The following is a 20,217-nucleotide window of genomic DNA, read 5'->3' as shown; positions in this document are numbered from 1 at the left end:
GGCAACTCAATCGCGCGGCAAATGCCGCTTTTCCAGTTTCCGCGCGAGCGTGCGGCGATGCATGCCGAGGCGCCGCGCGGCCGCCGAGACGTTGAAGTCCACATCGGCGAGCGTCTGGTGGATATGTTCCCATTCGAGCGTCTTGATCGACGTCGGGCGCACCGCGAGGTCGGCGCTGGCATCGCCCTCGACCCGGTCGAATGCGCGCTCGATATCGTCGCTGTCGGACGGCTTGGTCAGATAGTTGGTCGCGCCGAGCTTGATCGCCTCGACCGCGGTCGAGATGCTGGCAAAGCCGGTCAGCACGACGATGCGGGTAGTCGCGTCATGCGTATGCAGCGCCTGGACGCAGGTGAGGCCCGACGCGCCGCCGAGCCGCAGGTCGACCACGGCAAAGGCGGGCGTGAACGTCTCGAGCAGTGCGGTCAGCCTGGCCGGGTCGTTCAGCACGCGGACGTCGTAGCCGCGCTTCTCGAAGGACCGCGACAAGGTCTTCGAGAAACCCTCATCGTCCTCGATGATGAGCAGCCTTGGGTCAGCCATGGGCATCGTCCAGCGCGAGTGCGGCCAGCGGCACCGACAGGGTGACCATCGCACCCCCGTCCTCGGCGTTCCGGACGTCGAGGCTGCCGCCGAGCTTGCGCATCACATTGACCGCGAGGAAAAGGCCGAGCCCGGCGCCGCGCCGGTCCTTGGTCGAGGCATAGGGCTTGCCCACCCGGTCGAGCATGTCGGGCGGGAAACCGCCGCCATTGTCGTGGACGGCAAGGATAAGGTTGCCCTCGGCGATCTCGGCGGTCATCGCGATCCGGCTCGCGCCCGCTTCGGCGGCGTTGTCGAGCACGTTGGTCACGATCTGCGCCAGGGTGCGGTCGGCGGCGATCGCCGGATTGCGCTCCAGCCGGTCGATAAAGGCGAACTTGCCCGGATGCTGTGCCGACCAGGGGCCGGTGACGCTGGCGAGGAAGGCCCGGAGCGTGGTGCGCTCCAGATCCTCGCTGCGTGCTTCGCCCGAGGCATAGAGGATGCCGCCGACGATCTCCTTGCAGCGCGCGACGGCGGCCTGCATCTCCTCGATCTCCACCGACAGCGCCGGATCGGCGTGCAGGGCGGGCTGCTTGCGCCAGTCGCCGAGGATGACCGAGAGCGAGGAGAGCGGCGTGCCCAGCTCATGCGCCGCGCCCGAGGCGAGCAGGCCCATGCGCACAATATGATCCTCCTCCGCCGCGCGCTGGCGCATCTCGGCCAGGCTCGCGTCGCGCCGCCGCAGATTGCGCCCGATCCGCGTGACGAAGAACACGAGCAGCACCGCCGCGAGCACGAAATTGACCCAGCTCGCGAAGAGATGGGCTGGCGACAGCGTGCTGGCATAGGCCAGCGGCAGGTCGAGCGGATCGTGGTAGATCGCGAGCAGGCCGAACGCGGCGCTGTGCAGCGCCAGCAAGGCCCAGCTCGACCATGCTTCGAGCAGCACTGCACCGAGCACCACCTGAAGCAGGCCGATCGGGGCGAACGGGTTGGTCGCGCCGCCGCTCATATAGAGCTGCGCGGTCAGCGCGGCGAAATCCACCAGCAGGGCGAGGAACAGATGCCAGTTGGAGACCGGGCGACGCTGCGCGAGGGTGATCAAGGTGCCGAGGTTGAGCAGGATCAGCCCGCCGACCACCGTGATCATCGCAGCCATCGGCAGCGCCACGCCGAGCACCAGATTGACGAACAGGATCGTGCCGAGCTGCCCCACCGCCGCGAGCCAGCGCAGATGCGTGAGCAACAGCATGTTGCGCGCGCTGGCGACCGCGGCGCTCTGCGTCGATCGCTCGGCGGGCGGAAGGGCGTCGGTGGCGGCCATCGGCCACATCTAGGCGGCCTTGCGGCGGAGCGCCATGCGCAGGCTTGCCCCGGCGAGCAGCGCGGCCATGGCGAACCAGGTCAGCGCATATTGGAGATGGTTGTTGGGGAAAGCGATCACCGTCAGCCCGCCGCGCGGCCAGCCTGTGGTCGACGCGGCGTCGGCGTCGATGAAATAGGGAGCGACTGTGCCCAGCGACCTTGCCGCGGCGATCGCCGGAACGTCACGCGAATACCAGCGGCCGGCGGCCGGATCGTTCGATCGCAGGAAACCACCCTTGGGTTCGCTGATTCTGAGCAGGCCGGTGATCGTCACGGGAGCGGCGGCGCGCGCCCAGGATTTCCGGTCGGTGGGTACGAAGCCGCGATTGACCAGCACAGTGAAGCCGCGATCGGTGACCAGCGGGGTCAGCACCCAATAGCCCGGGCCCAGTTCGGTCACTGCCTGCACCAGCGTCTCGCGGTCGTTGCGAAAACTGCCGTGGACGGTGACGCGGGTATAGGCGTCGCCACGCGCGATGCGCGGCCAGAGCGCTGGTCCGGGGGCAGGGACGGGCGCCGCAGCGAGGCGGCGGTCGACCTGCTCGATCAGGGCGAGCTTCCATTGACGGCGTTCGAGCTGCCACACTCCTAGCGATACCAGTCCAGCCACGACCAGGAGCGCAATCACCCCCAGAAGGACGCGTTTCACATCACGCTCGCGTCATGCGATCCCATGGCCGGCATCATGTTGAGGTTCATGTGGTACATGACCCAGAGCGATCCGATCAGCACGATCGCCACCAGCACCAAAGTGAAGATCAGCGCCAGCATGTTCCAGCCGCCCTCCGACCGCGTGTCGAGGTGGAGGAAGAAGATCATGTGGACGATCACCTGGACGAAGGCGAAGCCCATGATCACCAGCGCAGTGACCTGATTGTTGCCGAGCGCGCCGGTCATCACCAGCCAGAAGGGGATGGCGGTCAGCATCACCGACAGGGCGAACCCGGTCAGATAGCTGCGGCGCGTGCCGTGCGCGGGGGCGTCGTGGCTGTGGCTGTCAGCGCTCATCTGATGACTCCGAGCAGATAGACGAAGGTGAACACGCCGATCCAGATCACGTCGAGGAAGTGCCAGAACAGCGACAGGCACATCAGCCGGCGCCGGTTGGCGGCGCCCAGCCCATGCTTCGCGACCTGGACCATCAAGGTCACCAGCCAGACGATCCCGAGCGAGACGTGCAGGCCGTGCGTGCCGACCAGCGTGAAGAAGGCGGAGAGGAAAGCGCTGCGCTGCGGCGTCGCGCCCTCGGCGATCAGCGCGGAGAATTCGTGCAGCTCGACCCCGACAAACGCCAGTCCGAACAGCCCGGTGACCGCCAGCCAGGTAAGCGTACCGGCCTTGCGATCCTCTGCCATCGCCAGCATCGCGAAGCCGTACGTGATCGACGATAGCAGCAGCATCGAGGTGTTGACCGCAACCAGCGGCAGCTCGAAGATTTCCGCTGGTTTCGGGCCGCCGGCATAGGCGCTGCCGAATACGCCGTAACAGGCGAACAGCATCGCGAAGATGAGGCAGTCGCTCATCAGATAGATCCAGAAGCCGAGCATCGTGCTGCCGCCGGCTTCGTGGTCGTGCTCGTCGGTCAGGTAGAAGGCGGGCTCGCCGCTCTCGGTCATGGTTGCTGCATGGGCCATGGTTCAGGCTCCCAGCGCCGCGAGCCGCCGGGTGCGGTCGCCTTCGACCGCGGTCACTTCTTCGACGGGCACGTGGAATTCGCGGTCGTAGTTGAAGCTGTGGCGGATCGCGACCGCGACCACGCCGATCAGGCTCGCGGCGGCCAGCCACCAGACATACCAGATCATGCCGACCGCGAAGGTGAAGCTAAGGCCGGCCAGGAACAGGCCGGTGGGCGTGTTCTTCGGCATCAGGATCGCGCGGAAACCATCGACCGGGCGGACATGGCCGCGGGATTTCATGTCGTACCAGGCGTCGAGATCGTGGATCACCGGCGTGAACGCGAAATTATAGGCTGGTGGGGGCGAGGAAGTCGCCCATTCGAGCGTGCGGCCACCCCAGGGATCGCCGGTCGTATCGCGCAATCGATCGGTGTTGCGGTCGCGGATGCTGGCATAGAACTGGACGAGCTGGGCGAGGATGCCGAGCGCGATCAGTGCCGCGCCGAACGCGGCAATCAGGAACCAGACCTGCAGCGACGGATCGTCGAAATGGCGCAGGCGGCGCGTCACGCCCATCAGTCCGAGCACATAGAGCGGGGTGAAGGCGAACCAGTAGCCCGATACCCAGAACCAGAAGCTGACCTTGCCCCAGAAGGGATCGAGCTTGAAGCCGAACGCCTTGGGGAACCAGTAGGTGATGCCGGCGAACATGCCGAACACGACGCCGCCGATGATGACGTTGTGGAAATGCGCGACCAGGAACAGCGAATTGTGCAGCACGAAATCGGCGGGCGGCACCGCGAGCATCACGCCGGTCATGCCGCCCACGGTGAAGGTGAGCATGAACGCGATGGTCCACATCATCGGCAACTCGAAGCGGATCTTGCCGTGGTACATCGTGAACAGCCAGTTGAAGATCTTCGCGCCCGTCGGGATCGAGATGATCATCGTCGTGATGCCGAAGAAGCTATTGACGCTCGCGCCCGAGCCCATGGTGAAGAAGTGATGGAGCCACACCAGATAGGACAGGATGGTGATGACCACCGTCGCATAGACCATCGAGGTATAGCCGAAGAGCCGCTTGTCGCAGAAGGTCGAGGTGACTTCGGAGAAGATGCCGAAGGCAGGCAGGATCAGGATGTAGACTTCGGGATGGCCCCAGATCCAGATCATGTTCACATACATCATGGGGTTGCCGCCCATGGAGTTGGTGAAGAAATGCGTGCCGAAATAGCGGTCGAGGCCGAGCAGCGCGAGCACCGCGGTCAGCACCGGGAAGGCGGCGACGATCAGGATGTTGGTGCAGAGCGCCGTCCAGGTGAACACCGGCATCTTCATGATCGTCATGCCCGGCGCGCGCATCTTCACGATCGTCGCGATCAGGTTGATGCCGGACAACAGCGTCCCGACTCCCGCGACCTGAAGCGCCCAGATATAGTAATCGACCCCGACATCGGGTGAGGCGTCGATCCCCGACAAGGGCGCCATCGCCAGCCAGCCGGTCCGCGCGAACTCGCCGACGAACAGGCTCATCATGACGATCGCGGCGCCTGCCGCGGTCATCCAGAAGCTGAAATTGTTGAGATAGGGGAAGGACACGTCGCGGGCGCCGATCTGCAGCGGGACGGCGAAGTTCATCAGCCCGGTGACGAACGGCATCGCGACGAAGAAGATCATGATCACGCCGTGCGCGGTGAAGATCTGGTCGTAATGGTCGGCGGGCAGATATCCCTGGTTCGGGCCGAACGCCATCGCCTGCTGCAGGCGCATCATGATCGCGTCGGAAAAACCGCGCAGCAGCATGATGAAGCCGAGGATCATGTACATGACCCCGATGCGCTTGTGGTCGACGCTGGTGAACCACTCGTTCCAGAGATAGCTCCAGCACTTGTAATAGGTCAGCACCGCGAGCAGCGCGATGCCGCCCGCCGCGACCGCGAGGAAGGTCATCACCACGATCGGCTCGTGCAGCGGCAGCGCCTCCAGCGTGAAGCGGCCGAAGATGGTCTTGAAGAGGTCGGGGGACATGATGGTCCTCAGCGATGCGATGGGTGTGCGGGGGGCTGGGCGGAGGCAGCTGGCATGGGCATGTCATGGGCAGCGTGCGGTCCGGCCATGTCGTGCTTCATCGTCTCGGTCATGCAGGGCTTGTCCGGCTCGACGCACATGTCGACGATGCGGGCGAACAGCTGCGGATCGACCGACGACCAGTAACCGGGCGGGACATTCTCGCTCGGGCGGGCCGCCGCCAGATAGGCCTTGCGGTCGAGCAGGCCGCCGCCCTTGCGGGCCTTCTCCACCCAGCGGGCGAAGCCGGCATCGTCCATCCCGGCGACCTTGAAATGCATGCCGGAAAAGCCCGCGCCGCTGTAATTGGCGGAGAAGCCCTCGAACACGCCCGGCTGGTTGAGCACGGCGTGGAGCTTCGTCTCCATGCCCGCCATGGTGTAGATTTGCCCGGCCAGCGCGGGCACGTAGAAGGAGTTCATCACATTGCCGGAGGTCAGCCGGAACCGGACTTCACGATCGACCGGCAACGCGAGCTGGTTGACCGTGGCGATGCCCTGTTCGGGGTAGATGAACAGCCATTTCCAGTCGAGCGAGACGACCTGGATCTCTAGCGGCTTGGCGTGTGCCGCGACGGCGCGGCCCGGCGCGATCCGTTCGAGCCGGCGATAGGGATCGAGCGTGTGCGTGCTGATCCAGGTGATCGCACCGAGCATGATGATGATCAGCAGCGGCGCCGACCAGATGATCAGCTCGAGCCCAGTCGAATGGTCCCAGTCCGGGCGATGCTCGGCCGTTGTGCTCGACGCGCGGTAACGCCAGGCGAAGAAGATCGTCAGCGCCATCACCGGCACGATGATGACCAGCATCAGCACCGTCGAGATGATCAGGATCTGCGCCTGCTGGCTTGCGACGTCGCCGGCCGGATCGAGCACCTGAAACCTGCACCCGCCGAGCGGGAGCAGCGCCAGGGGGGCAATCCGGCGGATCATGCGCAAGGGGAAGAGGCCATGGGAGGTCATGACCGCCGCCTACGCCCGCAGCGGGTGTCCGCACGATTGGACAATTTGTCCTATGCCCTCGAAACCCGCTCTGGGGCTAAGAGGGCGCAAGAGAAACGATACCGATCGCCTGCGCGGCGGGAATCAAGGAACAGAGCTGCCGGATGGCCCATCAGATACCTTCCAACGCGCTGGAACGCGATGCGCTGGCATTGCATGCCAAGGGCCACTCCAAAGTGCAGCCCGGCGAGATCGCGATCGGCGTGATCATCGGGCGGACGTCGGAATTCTTCGATTTCTTCGTCTATGCGATCGCCTCGGTACTGGTGTTCCCGCAGGTCGTGTTCCCCTATCTCGACCGGCTGAACGGCACGCTCTGGTCGTTCGCGATCTTTGCGCTCGCCTTCGTCGCACGCCCGTTCGGCTCGGCCATCTTCATGGCGATCGACCGGAATTACGGGCGCAGTGCGAAGCTGACGATCGCGCTGTTCCTGCTCGGCTCGTCGACCGTCGCGGTGGCCTTCCTGCCCGGCTATGCCCAGGTCGGCAGCCTCTCCGCGATCATCCTCTGTGCTTTCCGCATCGGCCAGGGCGTCGCGCTGGGCGGGGCGTGGGACGGGCTTGCCTCGCTGCTCGCGATCAACGCGCCCGAGAATCGGCGCGGCTGGTTTGCGATGATCCCGCAGCTCGGGGCACCGCTCGGGCTGATCGTGGCCAGTGGCCTGTTCGCCTATTTCCTCAACGCGCTGTCGACGGCGGACTTCCTCGACTGGGGCTGGCGCTATCCCTTCTTCGTGGCGTTCGCGCTCAACGTGGTGGCGTTGTTCGCGCGGCTGCGCATGGTCGTCGCGCCCGATTACGAAACCCTGTTCCGCAACGACGAACTGAAGCCCTCGCGCATCACCGCGACGATCCGATCGGACGGCTGGAAGATCGTCGTCGGCGCCTTCGCCCCGCTTGCCAGCTTCGCGCTGTTCCACATGGTCACGGTGTTCCCACTGTCATGGGTCGTACTGTTCACCAACGAGACCGCGGCGCGCTTCCTGCTGGTCGAGATCGCCGGCGCGGTGGTCGGGCTGATCGCCATCGTCAGCTCGGGGCTGCTGGCGGACCGTTATGGCCGGCGCTCGGTCCTCGGCGTCTCGGCGGCGGCGATCGCGGTCTATAGCGGGTTTGCGCCGCAGCTGCTCGCGACCGGGGAACTGGGCGCGGCGGCGTTCATGATCGTCGGCTTCGCGCTGCTCGGCCTCTCCTTCGGCCAATCGTCCGGCGCTGTGGCGTCGAGCTTCTCGCTCCAGTCGCGCTATACCGGATCGGCCCTCACGTCCGATCTCGCCTGGCTGTTCGGGGCAGGCTTCGCGCCGCTCGTCGCCCTGCTGCTGGCGACCCGCCTCGGGCTGATCGCGGCGGGGCTGTACCTGCTGTCGGGCGCGCTCGGGACGCTGGTGGCGCTGTTGGTGAACCGGAACCTGGCGGGGAAGACAGCCTAGGAAGGACTGCTCTTCCTCTCCAGTGGTAGAGGATACGGAGCCTTATGAGCGCAGCGAATTAGGCGAAGTTGGAGAGGGGCTCCGGGAGCCCTCGATAGCTTCCGGAGCCCCTCTCCAACTTCAGCTAAGCAGCAAGCTGCTAAGCTTTCGTATCCTCTCCCACTGGAGAGGAAAGGTGCTTATTGTGCTAGTCGTTCAACCTCAGACATTAAACCGGAACAGCAGCACGTCGCCGTCCTGGACGACATATTCCTTGCCCTCCGACCGCAGCTTGCCCGCATCGCGCGCGCCGGCTTCGCCCTTGAACGCGACATAATCGTCGAAGGCGATCGTCTCGGCGCGGATGAAGCCGCGTTCGAAATCGGTGTGGATCTCGCCCGCTGCCTGCGGGGCCTTGGCGCCGACATGGACGGTCCAGGCGCGCGCTTCCTTTGGGCCGACGGTGAAGAAGGTGAGCAGGTGGAGCAGCTTGTAGCCGGCGGTGATCACGCGGGCGAGGCCGGTCTCCTCAAGCCCCAGCTCGGACAGGAACTCGCCGCGCTCGTCGGGCGCCATGGTCGCGATCTCGGCTTCGATCGCCGCGGAGACGACAACGGCCTCGGCGCCCTCGGCCCTGGCCTTTTCGAACACCTTTGCCGACAGCGCATTGCCGTGCGCCGCATCGCCCTCATCGACGTTGCAGACATAGAGGACCGGCTTGGACGTCAGCAGCTGCGCCTGAGCGAAGACGCGTTGCTCTTCCTCGTCCTTCGGCTTGGTCAGGCGCGCAGGCTTGCCCTCGCGCAGCAGTTCGAGCGCCTGGCCGAGCACCGAGGCAGCGATCTTCGCTTCCTTGTCGCCCTGCGCGGCCTTTTTCGCATAATTGGGCACGCGCTTTTCGAGGCTCTCCAGGTCGGACAGCATCAGCTCGGTCTCGACCGTCTCGGCATCGGCGATCGGATCGACCTTGCCCTCGACATGAGTCACATCGCCATTCTCGAAGCAGCGCAGCACATGGACGATCGCGTCCACCTCGCGGATATTGCCGAGGAACTGGTTGCCGAGACCCTCACCCTTGGAGGCGCCACGCACCAGGCCGGCAATGTCGACGAAGCCGAGCTGAGTCTCGATGATCTTGGCCGAGCCCGCGATCGCCGCAAGCTGGTCGAGCCGCTTGTCGGGCACCGCGACGTTGCCGACATTCGGCTCGATCGTGCAGAACGGATAGTTCGCCGCCTGCGCCGCGGCGGTCTCCGTCAGCGCATTGAACAGCGTCGACTTGCCGACATTGGGCAAGCCCACGATACCACAACGGAAACCCATCTTCGTTCCTTGTCAGAGTGTCGCGACCGGTCTTTCAGGTCGCCGTGATTGCGCGGCCAGATAGGCGTTTCGTCGCCTCAATGCCAGCTTCACCGATAGTTGAAGCTGATGCTGATCCGCTCGTCCTTCGCCGTACCCGCCGGCACCTCATGGCGCAGCCAGCTCTCCCACAGCAGCACGCTGCCGGCCTCGGGCTCGACATAGACGAAGCTGCGCAAATCCTCCGGCGCATCGTCGAGCCGGGTCGGGGCGGCCATCATCAGCGGCAGGCGCGGGTCCTCCAGCTTGAGCGGCCCGGCGCCCGGCGGCACCGCGATATAGGCCGTGCCCGAGACGACGCTGTGCGGATGGATATGGCCCGAATGCGTGCCGCCCGGCTTCAGGACATTCACCCAGAAGCTGTCGAGCTTGAGCTTGCTCCCGAGATCGAACGCACACTCGGCCGCGAAGGCCGCGACATGCCTGTTGAGCCGCTTCACCAGCTCGCCGAAGACCGGGTCGCGCTGCGGCAGGTCGTTGAGCGAGGCGTAGCTGGTATAGCCGCGATAGCCGTTCGCCTTGGACCAGTGCCGCCCGGCACGGTCGTCCTCGGCCAGCACGCGGCACGAATGGTCGAGTTCCGCCACGAAAGCGGCGTCGCCCAGCACGCCCTCGTAAAGCCGCGTCGCGAACAGGTTGCGCACCGTCATTTGGAATCCCCCAGCCGCAATGCGACATCGCTCATGAATCGGGCATCATTGCCCTCGGCGAGCCATTTCGCCTCCGCCGCCACCGCGCCGAGCAGGTCCGCCAGCGGATCCATCTCGGCCTTGGCGTAATTGCCCAGCACATAGGGGCTGACCTTGTCCTTGTGCCCGGGATGGCCGATCCCGATCCGCACCCGGCGGAATTCGTTGCCGATATGCGCCTCGGTCGAGCGCAGGCCGTTATGCCCCGCGGTGCCGCCCCCGATCTTCACCTTCACCTTGAACGGCGCGAGATCGAGCTCGTCATGGAACACCGTCACGTCGCCGACCTCAAGCTTGTAGAAGCGCATCGCCTCGCCGATCGAGCGGCCGCTCTCGTTCATGAAGGTCGCGGGCTTGAGCAGCAGGATCTTCTCGGCGCCGATCCGACCCTCCTGGGTCCAGCCCTGGAATGCCTTTTTCACCGGGCCGAAATCATGCAGGTCGGCGATCGTATCGGCGACCATGAAGCCGACATTGTGCCGCTGCAGCGCATATTGCGCGCCGGGATTACCGAGGCCGACCCAGAGTTGCATCGAAGTCCTTTACCCAAAGAAAAGGGGCAGGGAAGCCGTTGCTTCCGCTGCCCCCGATCCTGTCCCACGCCGCGAGCGGCGCGGATCGTTCGTTCAGCCTTCCGAGGCTTCGCCGTCGGGAGCGGCTTCCGCAGCAGCTTCCTCGGCTTCGACTTCGGCGACATGCTCTTCATGCGCCGCTTCGGCGAGAGCTGCCTCTTCGGCGACCTGCTCGAGCGTCTCGGACTTGAGCGCCGACGGCGCGATCAGGGTCGCGATGGTGAAATCGCGGTCGTCGATCGCCGACTTGGTGCCCTTGGGCAGCTTCACTTGCGAGATGTGGATCGAATCGCCCACGTCGGTGCCCTTGAGCGAGATGGCGATCTCGTCGGGAATCTCGGCCGCGTCGCAGATCAGCTCCAGCTCATGGCGCACGATGTTGAGCACGCCGCCGCGCTTGATGCCCTTCGATTCGTCCTCATCGGTGAACACCACCGGCACGTTCACGTGCACGGTCGCGTGCTCGGAGATGCGCAGGAAGTCGACATGGACCGGACGATCGGACACGACGTCGAACGCGACGTCCTTGGGGAGGGTGCGGACGGCCTTGCCGTCGACTTCCACCATCACCACCGAATTCATGAAATGACCCGTCATGAGGAGGCGCATCAGCGCCTTTTCCTCGACATGGATCGAGGCGGGGTCTTGCTTGTTGCCGTAGATCACGGCGGGTACGCGGCCTTCACGACGAAGCGAACGGGAGGCTCCCTTGCCAACCTGTCCACGCGTCTCGGCTGCGAGCGTAAGCTGTTCGCTCATTGCAGTCTCCGATATGCTTGGTTTCAAATCTCCGGGCAGGCCTCCAGGGATGACCCTGACCGGAAGCGGGCGCCTATAGGGGAGAGGGGGGCTGGAGGCAAGCTCTCACTCCCTCTCCCTTACACCTCTCCCAGCGGGAGAGGGAGGGGCCCGCCGCGAAGCGGTGGGAGGGCGAGGGCGAACGTAGCGCCTCCATTGTTCACCCTCATCCGGCGCTTCGCGCCACCTTCTCCCGATGGGAGAAGGATTTAGTACTTCACCCGCTTCGCCTTCAGCCGATACCCCCGAAGCTGCTCCAGCACGCTGTCCTTGCCCGCCAGATGCCCGGCCCCGACCGCGATGAACACCGTACCTGGCTGCTTCATCCGGTTGTTGATCCAAAAGGCCCAGCGCTTGTTGCGATCGGTCAGCAGGGCCTTCTTCACCTCGGGCGAGGCGTCGAGATCGTCGTTCAGCGTCTTGCCCAGCGCATCGGGATCGCCCTTGGCCCAGCTGTCGACCATGGTGTTCATCGTCGCATCGAGCTTGGGCAGCTCGTCGATCGTGCTCGACAGGAAAGCGACCTGCGCTGGCATCGACAGCGCGTCGAAGATGCTCAGCTGCTCCTCCGCCGTCTCGAGTCCGATAACCGGCTTGCCCTGCGCGGCGGCTGCCTTGCTGATCGACTGCTCCGGCCCGTTGCTGACGTCGTAGCCCTTCTTCATCAGCGGCAGCAGCGACAGGTTGGTCGCCGCATACCAGGGCTCCATCGCATCGAACGCCGTCGCCGGCAGGTTCAGGTCGGCCAGCGCCTTGGCTAAAGCCGGGCGCTTCGCCTCGGGCATTTTCTGGGTCAGCGTCGTGCCGTCATGCGCGATGCCTTTTGCCATGATCAGCGCCTGCATCGCCGCGGCATCGGGCATGACCAGCTCGAGCACGACCTGGCCTGAGGCATCGAACGCCTTCTTCACCCCGTCGTCGAACCAGCTCAGTCCCGGCTTCAGCACATGGATGGTGCCGAACAGATAGATGGTCGTGTCCTTGTCCTTGACCACCCAGAGCGCCGGATCGGCATCGCGCACCGCCGGCTTGCCGGCATCGGCCACGGGGGTCGGTGTCGGCTTTGGGGCAGGGGCGGGCTGGGCACAGGCCGGGGCCGCGAACAACAGGGTCAACGGCGCGATCAGCTTGCCGAGCATCTTCATCTTGATGGGAATCCCGAAAGAAATTTGGCGGTGCTTATCGGCAATCGGGGCGTCACTCCACCCGCTTTACCGCGATTCCGCGCCGGCGGAGCAAGTCGATCACCGATCCCGGCCCGACAAAATGTCCGGCGCCCGCCGCGAACAGCGCGGTGCCCGGCAGGCGCAGGCGCTGCACCAGGCTGTCGGCCCAGGCGCGGTTGCGGCTGGTGAGCAGCGGCCCGGCCAGCGCCTCGGTGCCGCTCGACCCGACCATATCCACCGTCAGCGCCGATTCAGGGCCGATCTCGCCCTTGGCCCAGGCATGGATCGGCGCGCGCAACTCGGCCCGGCTGCGCTGCGGCGCGTCGAGCGCCAGGTCGAGCATGCGGCGCTGCTCCGCCTCGGGGATCGCGTTGACCGTCGCATAGACGCGGCTGCCGTCCTCGATCGGCACCACTGGCTTGCCCGCCGCATGGAACTGCCCGGTCAGCCAGTCGTCCGCGCCCGGCCCGGGTATCTCGCCCGCGCGGAAATCGCGGACATAGCCGATCGCGACCGCGGCGATCCAGGTGGGCATGCCGTCGAGCGCGGCCGCCGCTTCGGGCGCCAGCCCGTCAGTGAAGCGCCTCAGCGCGGCACGGTGATCGGGCGAGACCCGGGTCCTGAGCGGCGGCAGCGCCCGGACGGATGGGCTCGCCGCCGGGTCGGCCCTTCTCTCCTCCACCGATTCGACGATCAGCGACCCGGCCTCGCGCACCACGCGGTCGAGCGTTGGGCTGCGCCACTGGAAGCCGGGCGGCAGGATATGGATCGTGCCGAACAGATAGATCGTCGTGTCGCGGTCGCCGATCCGCCAGATCGCCGGGCGCGGCCGGTAATTCTGCGACAGCTGCATCAGCGCGATCCGCGCCTCCGCCGCGCGGATCTCCGCGGGGGAGGGGATATCGCCCCCATCCATGCTGTCGAGCGCATACTCCATCGGCGCGACCCGGTCGTCCACCGGAAGGCGAGGATAGGCGATGCGCGGTGGCCCGAACCGGCGGCCGCGCCATATCACCATGCCCGGCTCGCTGATCGGGGGATAGGCGATGAGGGGACGGGCGATCCGCCGCTGCGCCTCGGCGGGCGTGGCGCTTGCCAGAGTCAGGAGTCCGACGAGGCCCGCGATGATACGCCGTGCCCCCAGGCCGTCTCCCGGCGAGCGCGCCCTCCGTCTCATATGGTTAACACGCCTCAAACCGTGACGGCTGTCAATCGGTGGCGGTTGACCCTTTTCGGGGCATGCGCCAAAGCGACGCGCATCTTCTTGCCGCATCTGCGAAGGGTTTTTCCGCACCGTGACCGAGCCGCTGAGCTTCCAGCGCATGATCCTCAAGCTCCACGAATACTGGAGCGAGCGCGGCTGCCTGATCCTGCAGCCCTATGACATGGAGATGGGGGCCGGCACCTTCCACCCGGCGACGACCCTGCGCGCGCTCGGCCCCGATCCATGGAACGCAGCCTTCGTCCAGCCCTGCCGCCGCCCGACCGATGGCCGCTATGGCGAGAATCCCAATCGGGGACAGCATTATTATCAATATCAGGTGATTTTGAAGCCGAGCCCGCCCGATCTGCAGGAACTCTACCTCGGATCGCTCGCCGCGATCGGCATCGATTTCACCCGCCACGACATCCGGTTCGTCGAAGATGATTGGGAAAGCCCGACGCTCGGCGCCTGGGGGCTGGGCTGGGAAGTCTGGTGCGACGGCATGGAAGTGACTCAGTTCACCTATTTCCAGCAGATGGGCGGCTTCGACTGCAAGCCTGTCGCGGGTGAGCTCACCTATGGGCTCGAACGCCTGGCCATGTATCTGCAGAACAAGGATTCGATGTTCGATCTCGCGTTCAACGATCACGGCGTGACGTACGGCGACGTCTTCCTGGAGAACGAGAAGGAGATGTCGGCCTGGAATTTCGAGATCGCCGATACCGATCGGCTGTTCGACCTGTTCCGCAAGGCGACCGCCGAATGCGAGAATTGCCTGGAAGCGAAGCTCCCGATCCCCGCCTATGAGCAGGCGATCAAGGCGAGCCATGTGTTCAACCTGCTCCAGGCGCGCGGCGTTATCTCGGTCGCGGAACGCCAGGCCTATATGGGCCGGGTGCGCGATCTGGCGAAGGGCAGCTGCCAGGCGTGGATGGACAAGAACGGGTGGGCGGCGTGATGTGGCGTGCGACATCTCAGTTCCTCCCCGGAACGGGGAGGGGGACCGCCGAAGGCGGTGGAGGGGCTTGGAGCGCGATAGGCTTGCTCCGGAGCTTCCATCTCAATTCGCGACGACACTCGGTAGGCAGCCGCCCGCGCTCCAAGCCCCTCCACCATGCTATGCATGGTCCCCCTCCCCGTTCCGGGGAGGAACGATAATGACCGATTTCCTCCTCGAACTCCGCTCGGAAGAAATCCCCGCGCGCATGCAGGACAAGGCGCGCGACGATCTCGCCCGCCTGTTCGCCGCCGAACTCGACAAGGCGGGCCTCCGCGCCGACGCGATCACCACCTTCGCGACGCCGCGCCGCCTGACCCTGATCGCCCGCGACCTGCCGACCGAAACCGAGGCTACAGCCGAGGAACGCAAGGGCCCCCGCGCCGACGCGCCCGCCCAGGCGCTGGAGGGCTTCCTGCGCTCGACCGGCCTGACCCGCGATCAGCTCGAGGAACGCGACGACGGCAAGGGCAACAAGGTGCTGTTCGCCGTCACGCAAAAGCCCGGCCGCGCCACCGCCGATGTGCTGGCCGAGGCGATCCCGGCGATCATCCGCGCCTTTCCCTGGCCCAAGTCGATGCGCTGGGGCGACGCCTCCAGCTCGACCGAGAGCCTGCGCTGGGTCCGTCCACTACAGGGCATCGTCGCGCTGCTCGGCGACGATGTGGTGCCGTTCGAGATCGCCGGCGTCGCCAGCGGCGCGGCGACGGTCGGCCACCGTTTCCATCATCCAGGCGTGATCACCATCGGCAATGCCGGCGATTATGCCGACAAGCTGCGCGCCTGCCACGTCCTGGTCGACCAGGACGAGCGCCGCACGATCATCCGCGACCGCGCCAAGGCGCTGGCCGCCGAGGCCGGGCTCGACCTGATCGAGGACGAGGGTCTCGTTGCCGAGAATGCCGGCCTCACCGAATGGCCGGTGCCGCTGCTCGGCCGCTTCGATCCGGAATTCCTGAGCGTTCCGCCCGAGGTGATCCAGCTGACGGCGCGGGTGAACCAGAAATACTTCGTCTGCCGAATTCCTCCCCGGAACGGGGAGGGGGACCATGCGCAGCATGGTGGAGGGGGCTCGCCGCTGGGTGGAACGCTCGCGAACGCTTTCATCTGCACCGCCAATATCGATGCGGTCGATGGCGGCGCGAAGATCGTCGAGGGCAACCGCAAGGTCCTCGCGGCGCGGCTGTCGGATGCGAAATTCTTCTACGAAACCGACCTCAAGGTCCCGCTCGACGAGCAGGCCAAGAAACTCGAGAAGATCGTGTTTCACGAGAAGCTGGGAACGCTCGCCGACAAGGTCGAGCGCGTCGCGAAGCTGGCAAGATGGCTGGTCGAGGAAGGCATCGTCACTTCTTCCCCCCTCCCGCTCGCGGGAGGGGCCGGGGGTGGGCTCCCGGCTTCCTCAGACGGTACCGCAGAGGGAGAGCGCGAGCCCACCCCTAACCCCTCCCGCAAGCGGGAGGGGGATGATGTTGCGGCGCTCGCCGACATGGCCGAACGCGCCGCGCGTCTGGCCAAGGCTGATCTCGTCACCGGCATGGTCGGCGAATTCCCCGAGCTTCAGGGCTTGATGGGCGGGTATTATGCGCGGGCGCAGGGCGAGTCGACTGAGGTAGCCGATGCGGTACGTGATCATTACAAGCCAGCGGGGCAGGGTGATGAGGTGCCGACCGCGCCGGTGACAGTGGTGGTTTCTCTGGCGGACAAGCTGGATACGTTAGTTGGGTTCTTTATGAGGAATGAGAAACCAACCGGATCGAAAGATCCGTATGCGCTACGTCGCGCAGCAATTGCAATTATTAGACTAATTACAGAAAATGGGATCAGAGATTCACTTTCTAATACAGTTGCCATTGCTGAGACTGGTCATGGGCGCCAGGCCGTTTCTGCTCGCGTTGAGAAAGAATATACAAAAATTGCGGTGGCAACGGACACGCTTCAACTCGATAACGAAGAGGCCGTTGAGCTAGGAACACGTGCGGAGAGCGCGGCACATGATAACGCCATGTGGGATTTGTTTTTTGACAAGAGCGGTGTTTTAGAGTTCTTCATCGACCGCCTTAAAGTCCAGCAACGCGAAGCCGGAGTCCGCCACGACCTGATCGACGCCGTCTTCGCCCTGGGCGGCGAGGACGATCTCGTCCGCCTGCTCGCCCGCGTGCACGCGCTCCAGGCGTTCGTCACCACTGAGGACGGCACCAACCTCCTCGCCGGCTACAAGCGCGCGGCGAACATCCTCAAGAAGGAGGGCTTTACCGCCGCCGAGGATAAAAAGCTGTCCTACGAACCCGAACCCGCCGAAAGCGCGCTCGTCGCAGCGCTCGATTCCGCCGAGCCACGCGCGCGCGACGCCGTTGGGGCGGAGGATTTCGAGGGGGCGATGGCGGCATTGGCGAGCCTGAGGGCACCGATCGACCGGTTCTTCGACGACGTGACCGTCAACGATCCCGACCCTGCGAAGCGCGAAGCGCGCCTCGCGCTGCTCGCCCGGGTCCGCGACGCGGTCCATTCGGTCGCCGACTTCTCCAAAATCGAGGGCTGACGACACGCATCTTCGCCCCGACCGACACAAGATTGCCTCGCCTCCCCAGCGAAAAAACAGGCACACAGAGGACTGAGCAATGACGCAGTACGTTTACCGCTTCGGCGGGGGTGTTTCCGATGGCGGCAAGGGCGACCGGAATCTGCTCGGCGGCAAGGGCGCCAATTTGGCGGAGATGGCCTCGATCGGGCTGCCGGTGCCTCCCGGCTTCACCATCTCGACGGAATTCTGCGCCGTCTATTATGACGAGGGCGGGCAATTCCCCGAAGCGCTGCGCGCCGAAGTCGCGACCGGCATTGCGCATATCGAGGGCGTGACGGGCAAGAAATTCGGCGATGCGGCCGATCCTTTGCTCGTCTCGGTCCGTTCCGGCGCCCGCGCCTCGATGCCGGGCATGATGGATACGGTGCTCAACCTCGGCCTCAACGACGAGACGGTGCAGGGGCTGGCCGAAACCTCGGGCGATGCGCGTTTCGCCTGGGACAGCTATCGCCGCTTCATCCAGATGTATTCCGACGTCGTGCTCGAACTGGATCATCACAGCTTCGAGGAAGCGCTTGAAATCGCGAAGGAAGACAAGGGATACTTCCTCGACACCGACATGACCGCCGAGGACCTCCAGGCGCTGGTCGTCGAGTATAAGGCGCTGGTCGAGGCACAGTGGAACAGGCCCTTCCCGCAGGACGTGCACGACCAGCTCTGGGGCGCGGTCGGCGCAGTGTTCGGATCGTGGCAGTCGGAGCGCGCCAAGGTCTATCGCCGGCTTAACGACATTCCCGCTGCCTGGGGCACGGCGGTCAACGTCCAGGCGATGGTGTTCGGCAACATGGGCGAGACGTCGGCGACGGGCGTCGCCTTCACGCGCGATCCCGCCAAGGGCGACCGGGCCTATTATGGCGAGTTCCTGATCAACGCGCAGGGCGAGGACGTCGTCGCCGGCATCCGCACCCCGCAATATCTGACCAAGGCCGCGCGCGAGACCGCCGGCGCCAAGCCTGCCTCGATGGAAGAGGCGATGCCCGAGACCTTCACTGAACTCGCCAAGGTGTTCGACCTGCTCGAGCTTCACTACCGCGACATGCAGGACATCGAATTCACGGTGCAGCAGGGCAAGCTCTGGATGCTCCAGACCCGGTCGGGCAAGCGCACCGCCAAGGCCGCGCTGAAGATCGCGGTCGACATGGCCGAGGAAGGCCTGATCACGCGCGAGGAAGCCGTTGCCCGGGTCGATCCCGCGGCGCTCGACCAGCTGCTCCACCCGACGCTCGATCCCGCCGCGACGCGCGACGTTATCGCCAAGGGCCTGCCGGCGAGCCCCGGTGCCGCTTCGGGTGCGGCGGTGTTCGACAGCGATACGGCAGAGAAGCGCTCCAATGCCGGCGACAGCGTCATACTGATCCGCGTCGAGACTTCGCCGGAAGACATTCACGGCATGCACGCCGCCCGCGGCATCCTGACGGCGCGGGGCGGCATGACCAGCCATGCGGCAGTGGTCGCGCGCGGCATGGGGCGCCCTTGTGTCTCCGGTGCCGGCACGATCGCGATCGACGCCAAGGCGGGGATCATGCGCGTCGGCGGGCGCGAAGTGAAGGAAGGCGACATCGTCACCATCGACGGCTCGACCGGCGAAGTGATGATGGGCGCAGTGCCGACCGTCCAGCCCGAGCTGGCCGGCGATTTCGGCACCCTGATGGTCTGGGCTGACGGCGTGCGCCGCCTGAAGGTCCGCGCCAATGCCGAGACGCCGCTCGACGCGAAGGTCGCGCGCGAATTCGGCGCCGAGGGCATCGGGCTGTGCCGGACCGAGCACATGTTCTTCGATGCGGCGCGCATCACCGCGGTGCGCCAGATGATCCTGGCCGAGGACGAGAAGGGGCGCCGTGTCGCGCTCGACCGGCTGCTGCCCGAGCAGCGCGGCGACTTCGTCCAGCTGTTCGAGGTGATGGCGGGCCTGCCCGTCACCATCCGCCTGCTCGATCCGCCGCTGCATGAATTCCTGCCGCATGAGGAAACCGAATTCGCCGAGGTTGCCAGCGCGGCCGGCGTCGCGGTCGAAGTGCTCAAGCGCCGCGCGGCCGAGCTGCACGAGTTCAACCCGATGCTCGGCCATCGCGGCTGCCGCCTCGGCGTGACCTATCCCGAGATCTACGAGATGCAGGCCCGCGCGATCTTCGAGGCGGCGATCGAGGTGGCGGAGAAATCCGGCGCCGCGCCCATCCCCGAGGTAATGATCCCGCTTGTCGGGACGCGTCGTGAGCTCGAGCTGATGAAGGCGGTGGTCGAAAAGGCTGCTGCTGCCGTGTTCGCTGACAAGGGCAGGACGATCGAGTATCTTGTTGGAACCATGATCGAATTGCCGCGCGCGTGCCTCAAGGCAGGAGAGATCGCCGAGGTCGGCGCCTTCTTCTCCTTCGGCACCAACGATCTGACCCAGACTACGCTCGGCGTCAGCCGAGACGATGCCGCGCGCTTCCTGACCACTTATGTCGAGCGCGGCATCTATCCCAAGGATCCGTTCGTCAGCCTCGATATCGAGGGTGTCGGCGAATTGATCGAAATGGCGGCGGAGCGAGGCAAGGCGACCCGCCCCGACATCAAGCTCGGCATCTGCGGCGAACATGGCGGCGATCCGGCGAGCATCGCTTTCTGCGAGAAGATCGGCCTCGATTATGTGAGCGCGTCCCCGTACCGCGTGCCGATCGCGCGACTGGCGGCGGCGCAGGCGGCGCTCGCGGCGAAGGGCTGATCTACAAAAGCCCCTCCCCTTCAGGGGAGGGGTTGGGGTGGGGGAGTCGAGAACGCAACGCTTTGGGCAAAGCGCCGACCGGGGCATCGAGCCCCATTCGCCGCTGCCCCACCCCCAACCCCTCCCCTGAAGGGGAGGGGCTGAAAAGGTTTGGCGTC

The 20,217-nt window shown here is 65.6% G+C and carries 17 protein-coding genes; 4 read left to right on the top strand and 13 right to left on the bottom strand.

What is annotated here, in order from left to right; translation table 11 throughout:
• Positions 1 to 6 precede the first annotated feature (6 nt).
• From AC1RT8_RS03870 to cyoA, 7 genes are read right to left on the bottom strand one after another with little or no spacing between them, the layout of a single operon-like run.
• Positions 7 to 543 (bottom strand): response regulator transcription factor, encoded by a 537-nt coding sequence (locus AC1RT8_RS03870; RefSeq protein ID WP_493074260.1) that lies wholly within the window; start codon positions 541 to 543, stop codon positions 7 to 9.
• Positions 536 to 1,849, bottom strand: a complete 1,314-nt coding sequence (locus tag AC1RT8_RS03865; protein WP_493074259.1) for an ATP-binding protein — start codon at positions 1,847 to 1,849, stop codon at positions 536 to 538. The genes AC1RT8_RS03870 and AC1RT8_RS03865 overlap by 8 nt, the downstream gene beginning before the upstream one ends.
• 9 nt (positions 1,850 to 1,858) lie before the next feature.
• The gene (locus AC1RT8_RS03860; RefSeq protein WP_493074258.1) at positions 1,859 to 2,539 is read right to left on the bottom strand and encodes an SURF1 family protein; all 681 of its coding nucleotides are present in this window, start codon (positions 2,537 to 2,539) and stop codon (positions 1,859 to 1,861) included.
• Positions 2,536 to 2,898, bottom strand: coding sequence for a cytochrome o ubiquinol oxidase subunit IV (gene cyoD, locus AC1RT8_RS03855; protein ID WP_493074257.1), 363 nt, complete (start codon positions 2,896 to 2,898; stop codon positions 2,536 to 2,538). Before cyoD ends, AC1RT8_RS03860 begins: the two co-directional genes overlap by 4 nt.
• Complete coding sequence (gene cyoC, locus AC1RT8_RS03850; RefSeq protein ID WP_493074256.1) at positions 2,895 to 3,524, bottom strand: cytochrome o ubiquinol oxidase subunit III; 630 nt, start codon at positions 3,522 to 3,524, stop codon at positions 2,895 to 2,897. The genes cyoD and cyoC overlap by 4 nt, the downstream gene beginning before the upstream one ends.
• 3 nt (positions 3,525 to 3,527) lie before the next feature.
• On the bottom strand, positions 3,528 to 5,534 hold the full coding sequence (cyoB, locus tag AC1RT8_RS03845) for a cytochrome o ubiquinol oxidase subunit I (protein WP_493074255.1): 2,007 nt from the start codon (positions 5,532 to 5,534) through the stop codon (positions 3,528 to 3,530).
• A gap of 8 nt (positions 5,535 to 5,542) precedes the next feature.
• A complete protein-coding gene (gene cyoA / locus AC1RT8_RS03840) occupies positions 5,543 to 6,535 on the bottom strand; it encodes a ubiquinol oxidase subunit II (protein WP_493074254.1) in 993 nt (330 codons plus the stop codon).
• Positions 6,536 to 6,678: 143 nt separating this feature from the next.
• Between cyoA and AC1RT8_RS03835 the strand changes: the two genes are divergently transcribed.
• Positions 6,679 to 8,004, top strand: a complete 1,326-nt coding sequence (locus AC1RT8_RS03835; protein ID WP_493074253.1) for an MFS transporter — start codon at positions 6,679 to 6,681, stop codon at positions 8,002 to 8,004.
• A 201-nt stretch (positions 8,005 to 8,205) separates the two neighbouring features.
• On the opposite strand, the gene ychF is transcribed toward AC1RT8_RS03835, so the two are convergent.
• The 6 genes from ychF to AC1RT8_RS03805 form a co-directional block, all read right to left on the bottom strand.
• On the bottom strand, positions 8,206 to 9,306 hold the full coding sequence (gene ychF / locus AC1RT8_RS03830) for a redox-regulated ATPase YchF (RefSeq protein ID WP_493074252.1): 1,101 nt from the start codon (positions 9,304 to 9,306) through the stop codon (positions 8,206 to 8,208).
• Positions 9,307 to 9,395: 89 nt separating this feature from the next.
• The gene (locus AC1RT8_RS03825) at positions 9,396 to 9,995 is read right to left on the bottom strand and encodes a TIGR02466 family protein (RefSeq protein ID WP_493074251.1); all 600 of its coding nucleotides are present in this window, start codon (positions 9,993 to 9,995) and stop codon (positions 9,396 to 9,398) included.
• Positions 9,992 to 10,567, bottom strand: a complete 576-nt coding sequence (gene pth, locus AC1RT8_RS03820; protein ID WP_493074250.1) for an aminoacyl-tRNA hydrolase — start codon at positions 10,565 to 10,567, stop codon at positions 9,992 to 9,994. Before pth ends, AC1RT8_RS03825 begins: the two co-directional genes overlap by 4 nt.
• Before the next feature lie 93 nt (positions 10,568 to 10,660).
• Entirely contained in the window at positions 10,661 to 11,365 is a 705-nt protein-coding gene (locus AC1RT8_RS03815) for a 50S ribosomal protein L25/general stress protein Ctc (protein WP_493074249.1), read from the bottom strand.
• A 248-nt stretch (positions 11,366 to 11,613) separates the two neighbouring features.
• Positions 11,614 to 12,549, bottom strand: coding sequence for a TraB/GumN family protein (locus tag AC1RT8_RS03810; RefSeq protein WP_493074248.1), 936 nt, complete (start codon positions 12,547 to 12,549; stop codon positions 11,614 to 11,616).
• Between the two features lie 52 nt (positions 12,550 to 12,601).
• The gene (locus tag AC1RT8_RS03805; protein ID WP_493074247.1) at positions 12,602 to 13,747 is read right to left on the bottom strand and encodes a TraB/GumN family protein; all 1,146 of its coding nucleotides are present in this window, start codon (positions 13,745 to 13,747) and stop codon (positions 12,602 to 12,604) included.
• Between the two features lie 145 nt (positions 13,748 to 13,892).
• Here AC1RT8_RS03805 and AC1RT8_RS03800 point away from each other — a divergent pair, with 145 nt between their 5' ends.
• The 3 genes from AC1RT8_RS03800 (at position 13,893) to ppdK (ending at position 20,059) form a co-directional block, all read left to right on the top strand.
• On the top strand, positions 13,893 to 14,732 hold the full coding sequence (locus tag AC1RT8_RS03800) for a glycine--tRNA ligase subunit alpha (protein ID WP_493074674.1): 840 nt from the start codon (positions 13,893 to 13,895) through the stop codon (positions 14,730 to 14,732).
• Positions 14,733 to 14,931: 199 nt separating this feature from the next.
• Complete coding sequence (gene glyS / locus AC1RT8_RS03795) at positions 14,932 to 17,313, top strand: glycine--tRNA ligase subunit beta (protein WP_493074246.1); 2,382 nt, start codon at positions 14,932 to 14,934, stop codon at positions 17,311 to 17,313.
• A gap of 79 nt (positions 17,314 to 17,392) precedes the next feature.
• Complete coding sequence (gene ppdK, locus AC1RT8_RS03790; protein ID WP_493074245.1) at positions 17,393 to 20,059, top strand: pyruvate, phosphate dikinase; 2,667 nt, start codon at positions 17,393 to 17,395, stop codon at positions 20,057 to 20,059.
• Positions 20,060 to 20,217: the final 158 nt, after the last annotated feature.

This window comes from Sphingomonas sp. GW821-FHT10F11 (assembly GCF_058809095.1).
The sequence above is the reverse complement of the archived record's forward strand: the minus strand, read 5'-3'. Positions and strand labels throughout refer to the sequence as shown.

Excerpts from the sequence above, each read along its gene's own strand:
- AC1RT8_RS03825 (WP_493074251.1), bottom strand. The coding sequence starts at position 9,995 with ATGACGGTGCGCAACCTGTTCGCGACGCGGCTTTACGAGGGCGTGCTG.
- cyoC (WP_493074256.1), bottom strand. The coding sequence starts at position 3,524 with ATGGCCCATGCAGCAACCATGACCGAGAGCGGCGAGCCCGCCTTCTAC.
- ppdK (WP_493074245.1), top strand. The coding sequence starts at position 17,393 with ATGACGCAGTACGTTTACCGCTTCGGCGGGGGTGTTTCCGATGGCGGC.
- cyoD (WP_493074257.1), bottom strand. The coding sequence starts at position 2,898 with ATGAGCGCTGACAGCCACAGCCACGACGCCCCCGCGCACGGCACGCGC.
- AC1RT8_RS03805 (WP_493074247.1), bottom strand. The coding sequence starts at position 13,747 with ATGAGACGGAGGGCGCGCTCGCCGGGAGACGGCCTGGGGGCACGGCGT.
- glyS (WP_493074246.1), top strand. The coding sequence starts at position 14,932 with ATGACCGATTTCCTCCTCGAACTCCGCTCGGAAGAAATCCCCGCGCGC.
- AC1RT8_RS03865 (WP_493074259.1), bottom strand. The coding sequence starts at position 1,849 with ATGGCCGCCACCGACGCCCTTCCGCCCGCCGAGCGATCGACGCAGAGC.
- AC1RT8_RS03815 (WP_493074249.1), bottom strand. The coding sequence starts at position 11,365 with ATGAGCGAACAGCTTACGCTCGCAGCCGAGACGCGTGGACAGGTTGGC.
- AC1RT8_RS03870 (WP_493074260.1), bottom strand. The coding sequence starts at position 543 with ATGGCTGACCCAAGGCTGCTCATCATCGAGGACGATGAGGGTTTCTCG.
- cyoB (WP_493074255.1), bottom strand. The coding sequence starts at position 5,534 with ATGTCCCCCGACCTCTTCAAGACCATCTTCGGCCGCTTCACGCTGGAG.
- cyoA (WP_493074254.1), bottom strand. The coding sequence starts at position 6,535 with ATGACCTCCCATGGCCTCTTCCCCTTGCGCATGATCCGCCGGATTGCC.
- ychF (WP_493074252.1), bottom strand. The coding sequence starts at position 9,306 with ATGGGTTTCCGTTGTGGTATCGTGGGCTTGCCCAATGTCGGCAAGTCG.
- AC1RT8_RS03800 (WP_493074674.1), top strand. The coding sequence starts at position 13,893 with ATGATCCTCAAGCTCCACGAATACTGGAGCGAGCGCGGCTGCCTGATC.
- AC1RT8_RS03835 (WP_493074253.1), top strand. The coding sequence starts at position 6,679 with ATGGCCCATCAGATACCTTCCAACGCGCTGGAACGCGATGCGCTGGCA.
- AC1RT8_RS03810 (WP_493074248.1), bottom strand. The coding sequence starts at position 12,549 with ATGAAGATGCTCGGCAAGCTGATCGCGCCGTTGACCCTGTTGTTCGCG.
- pth (WP_493074250.1), bottom strand. The coding sequence starts at position 10,567 with ATGCAACTCTGGGTCGGCCTCGGTAATCCCGGCGCGCAATATGCGCTG.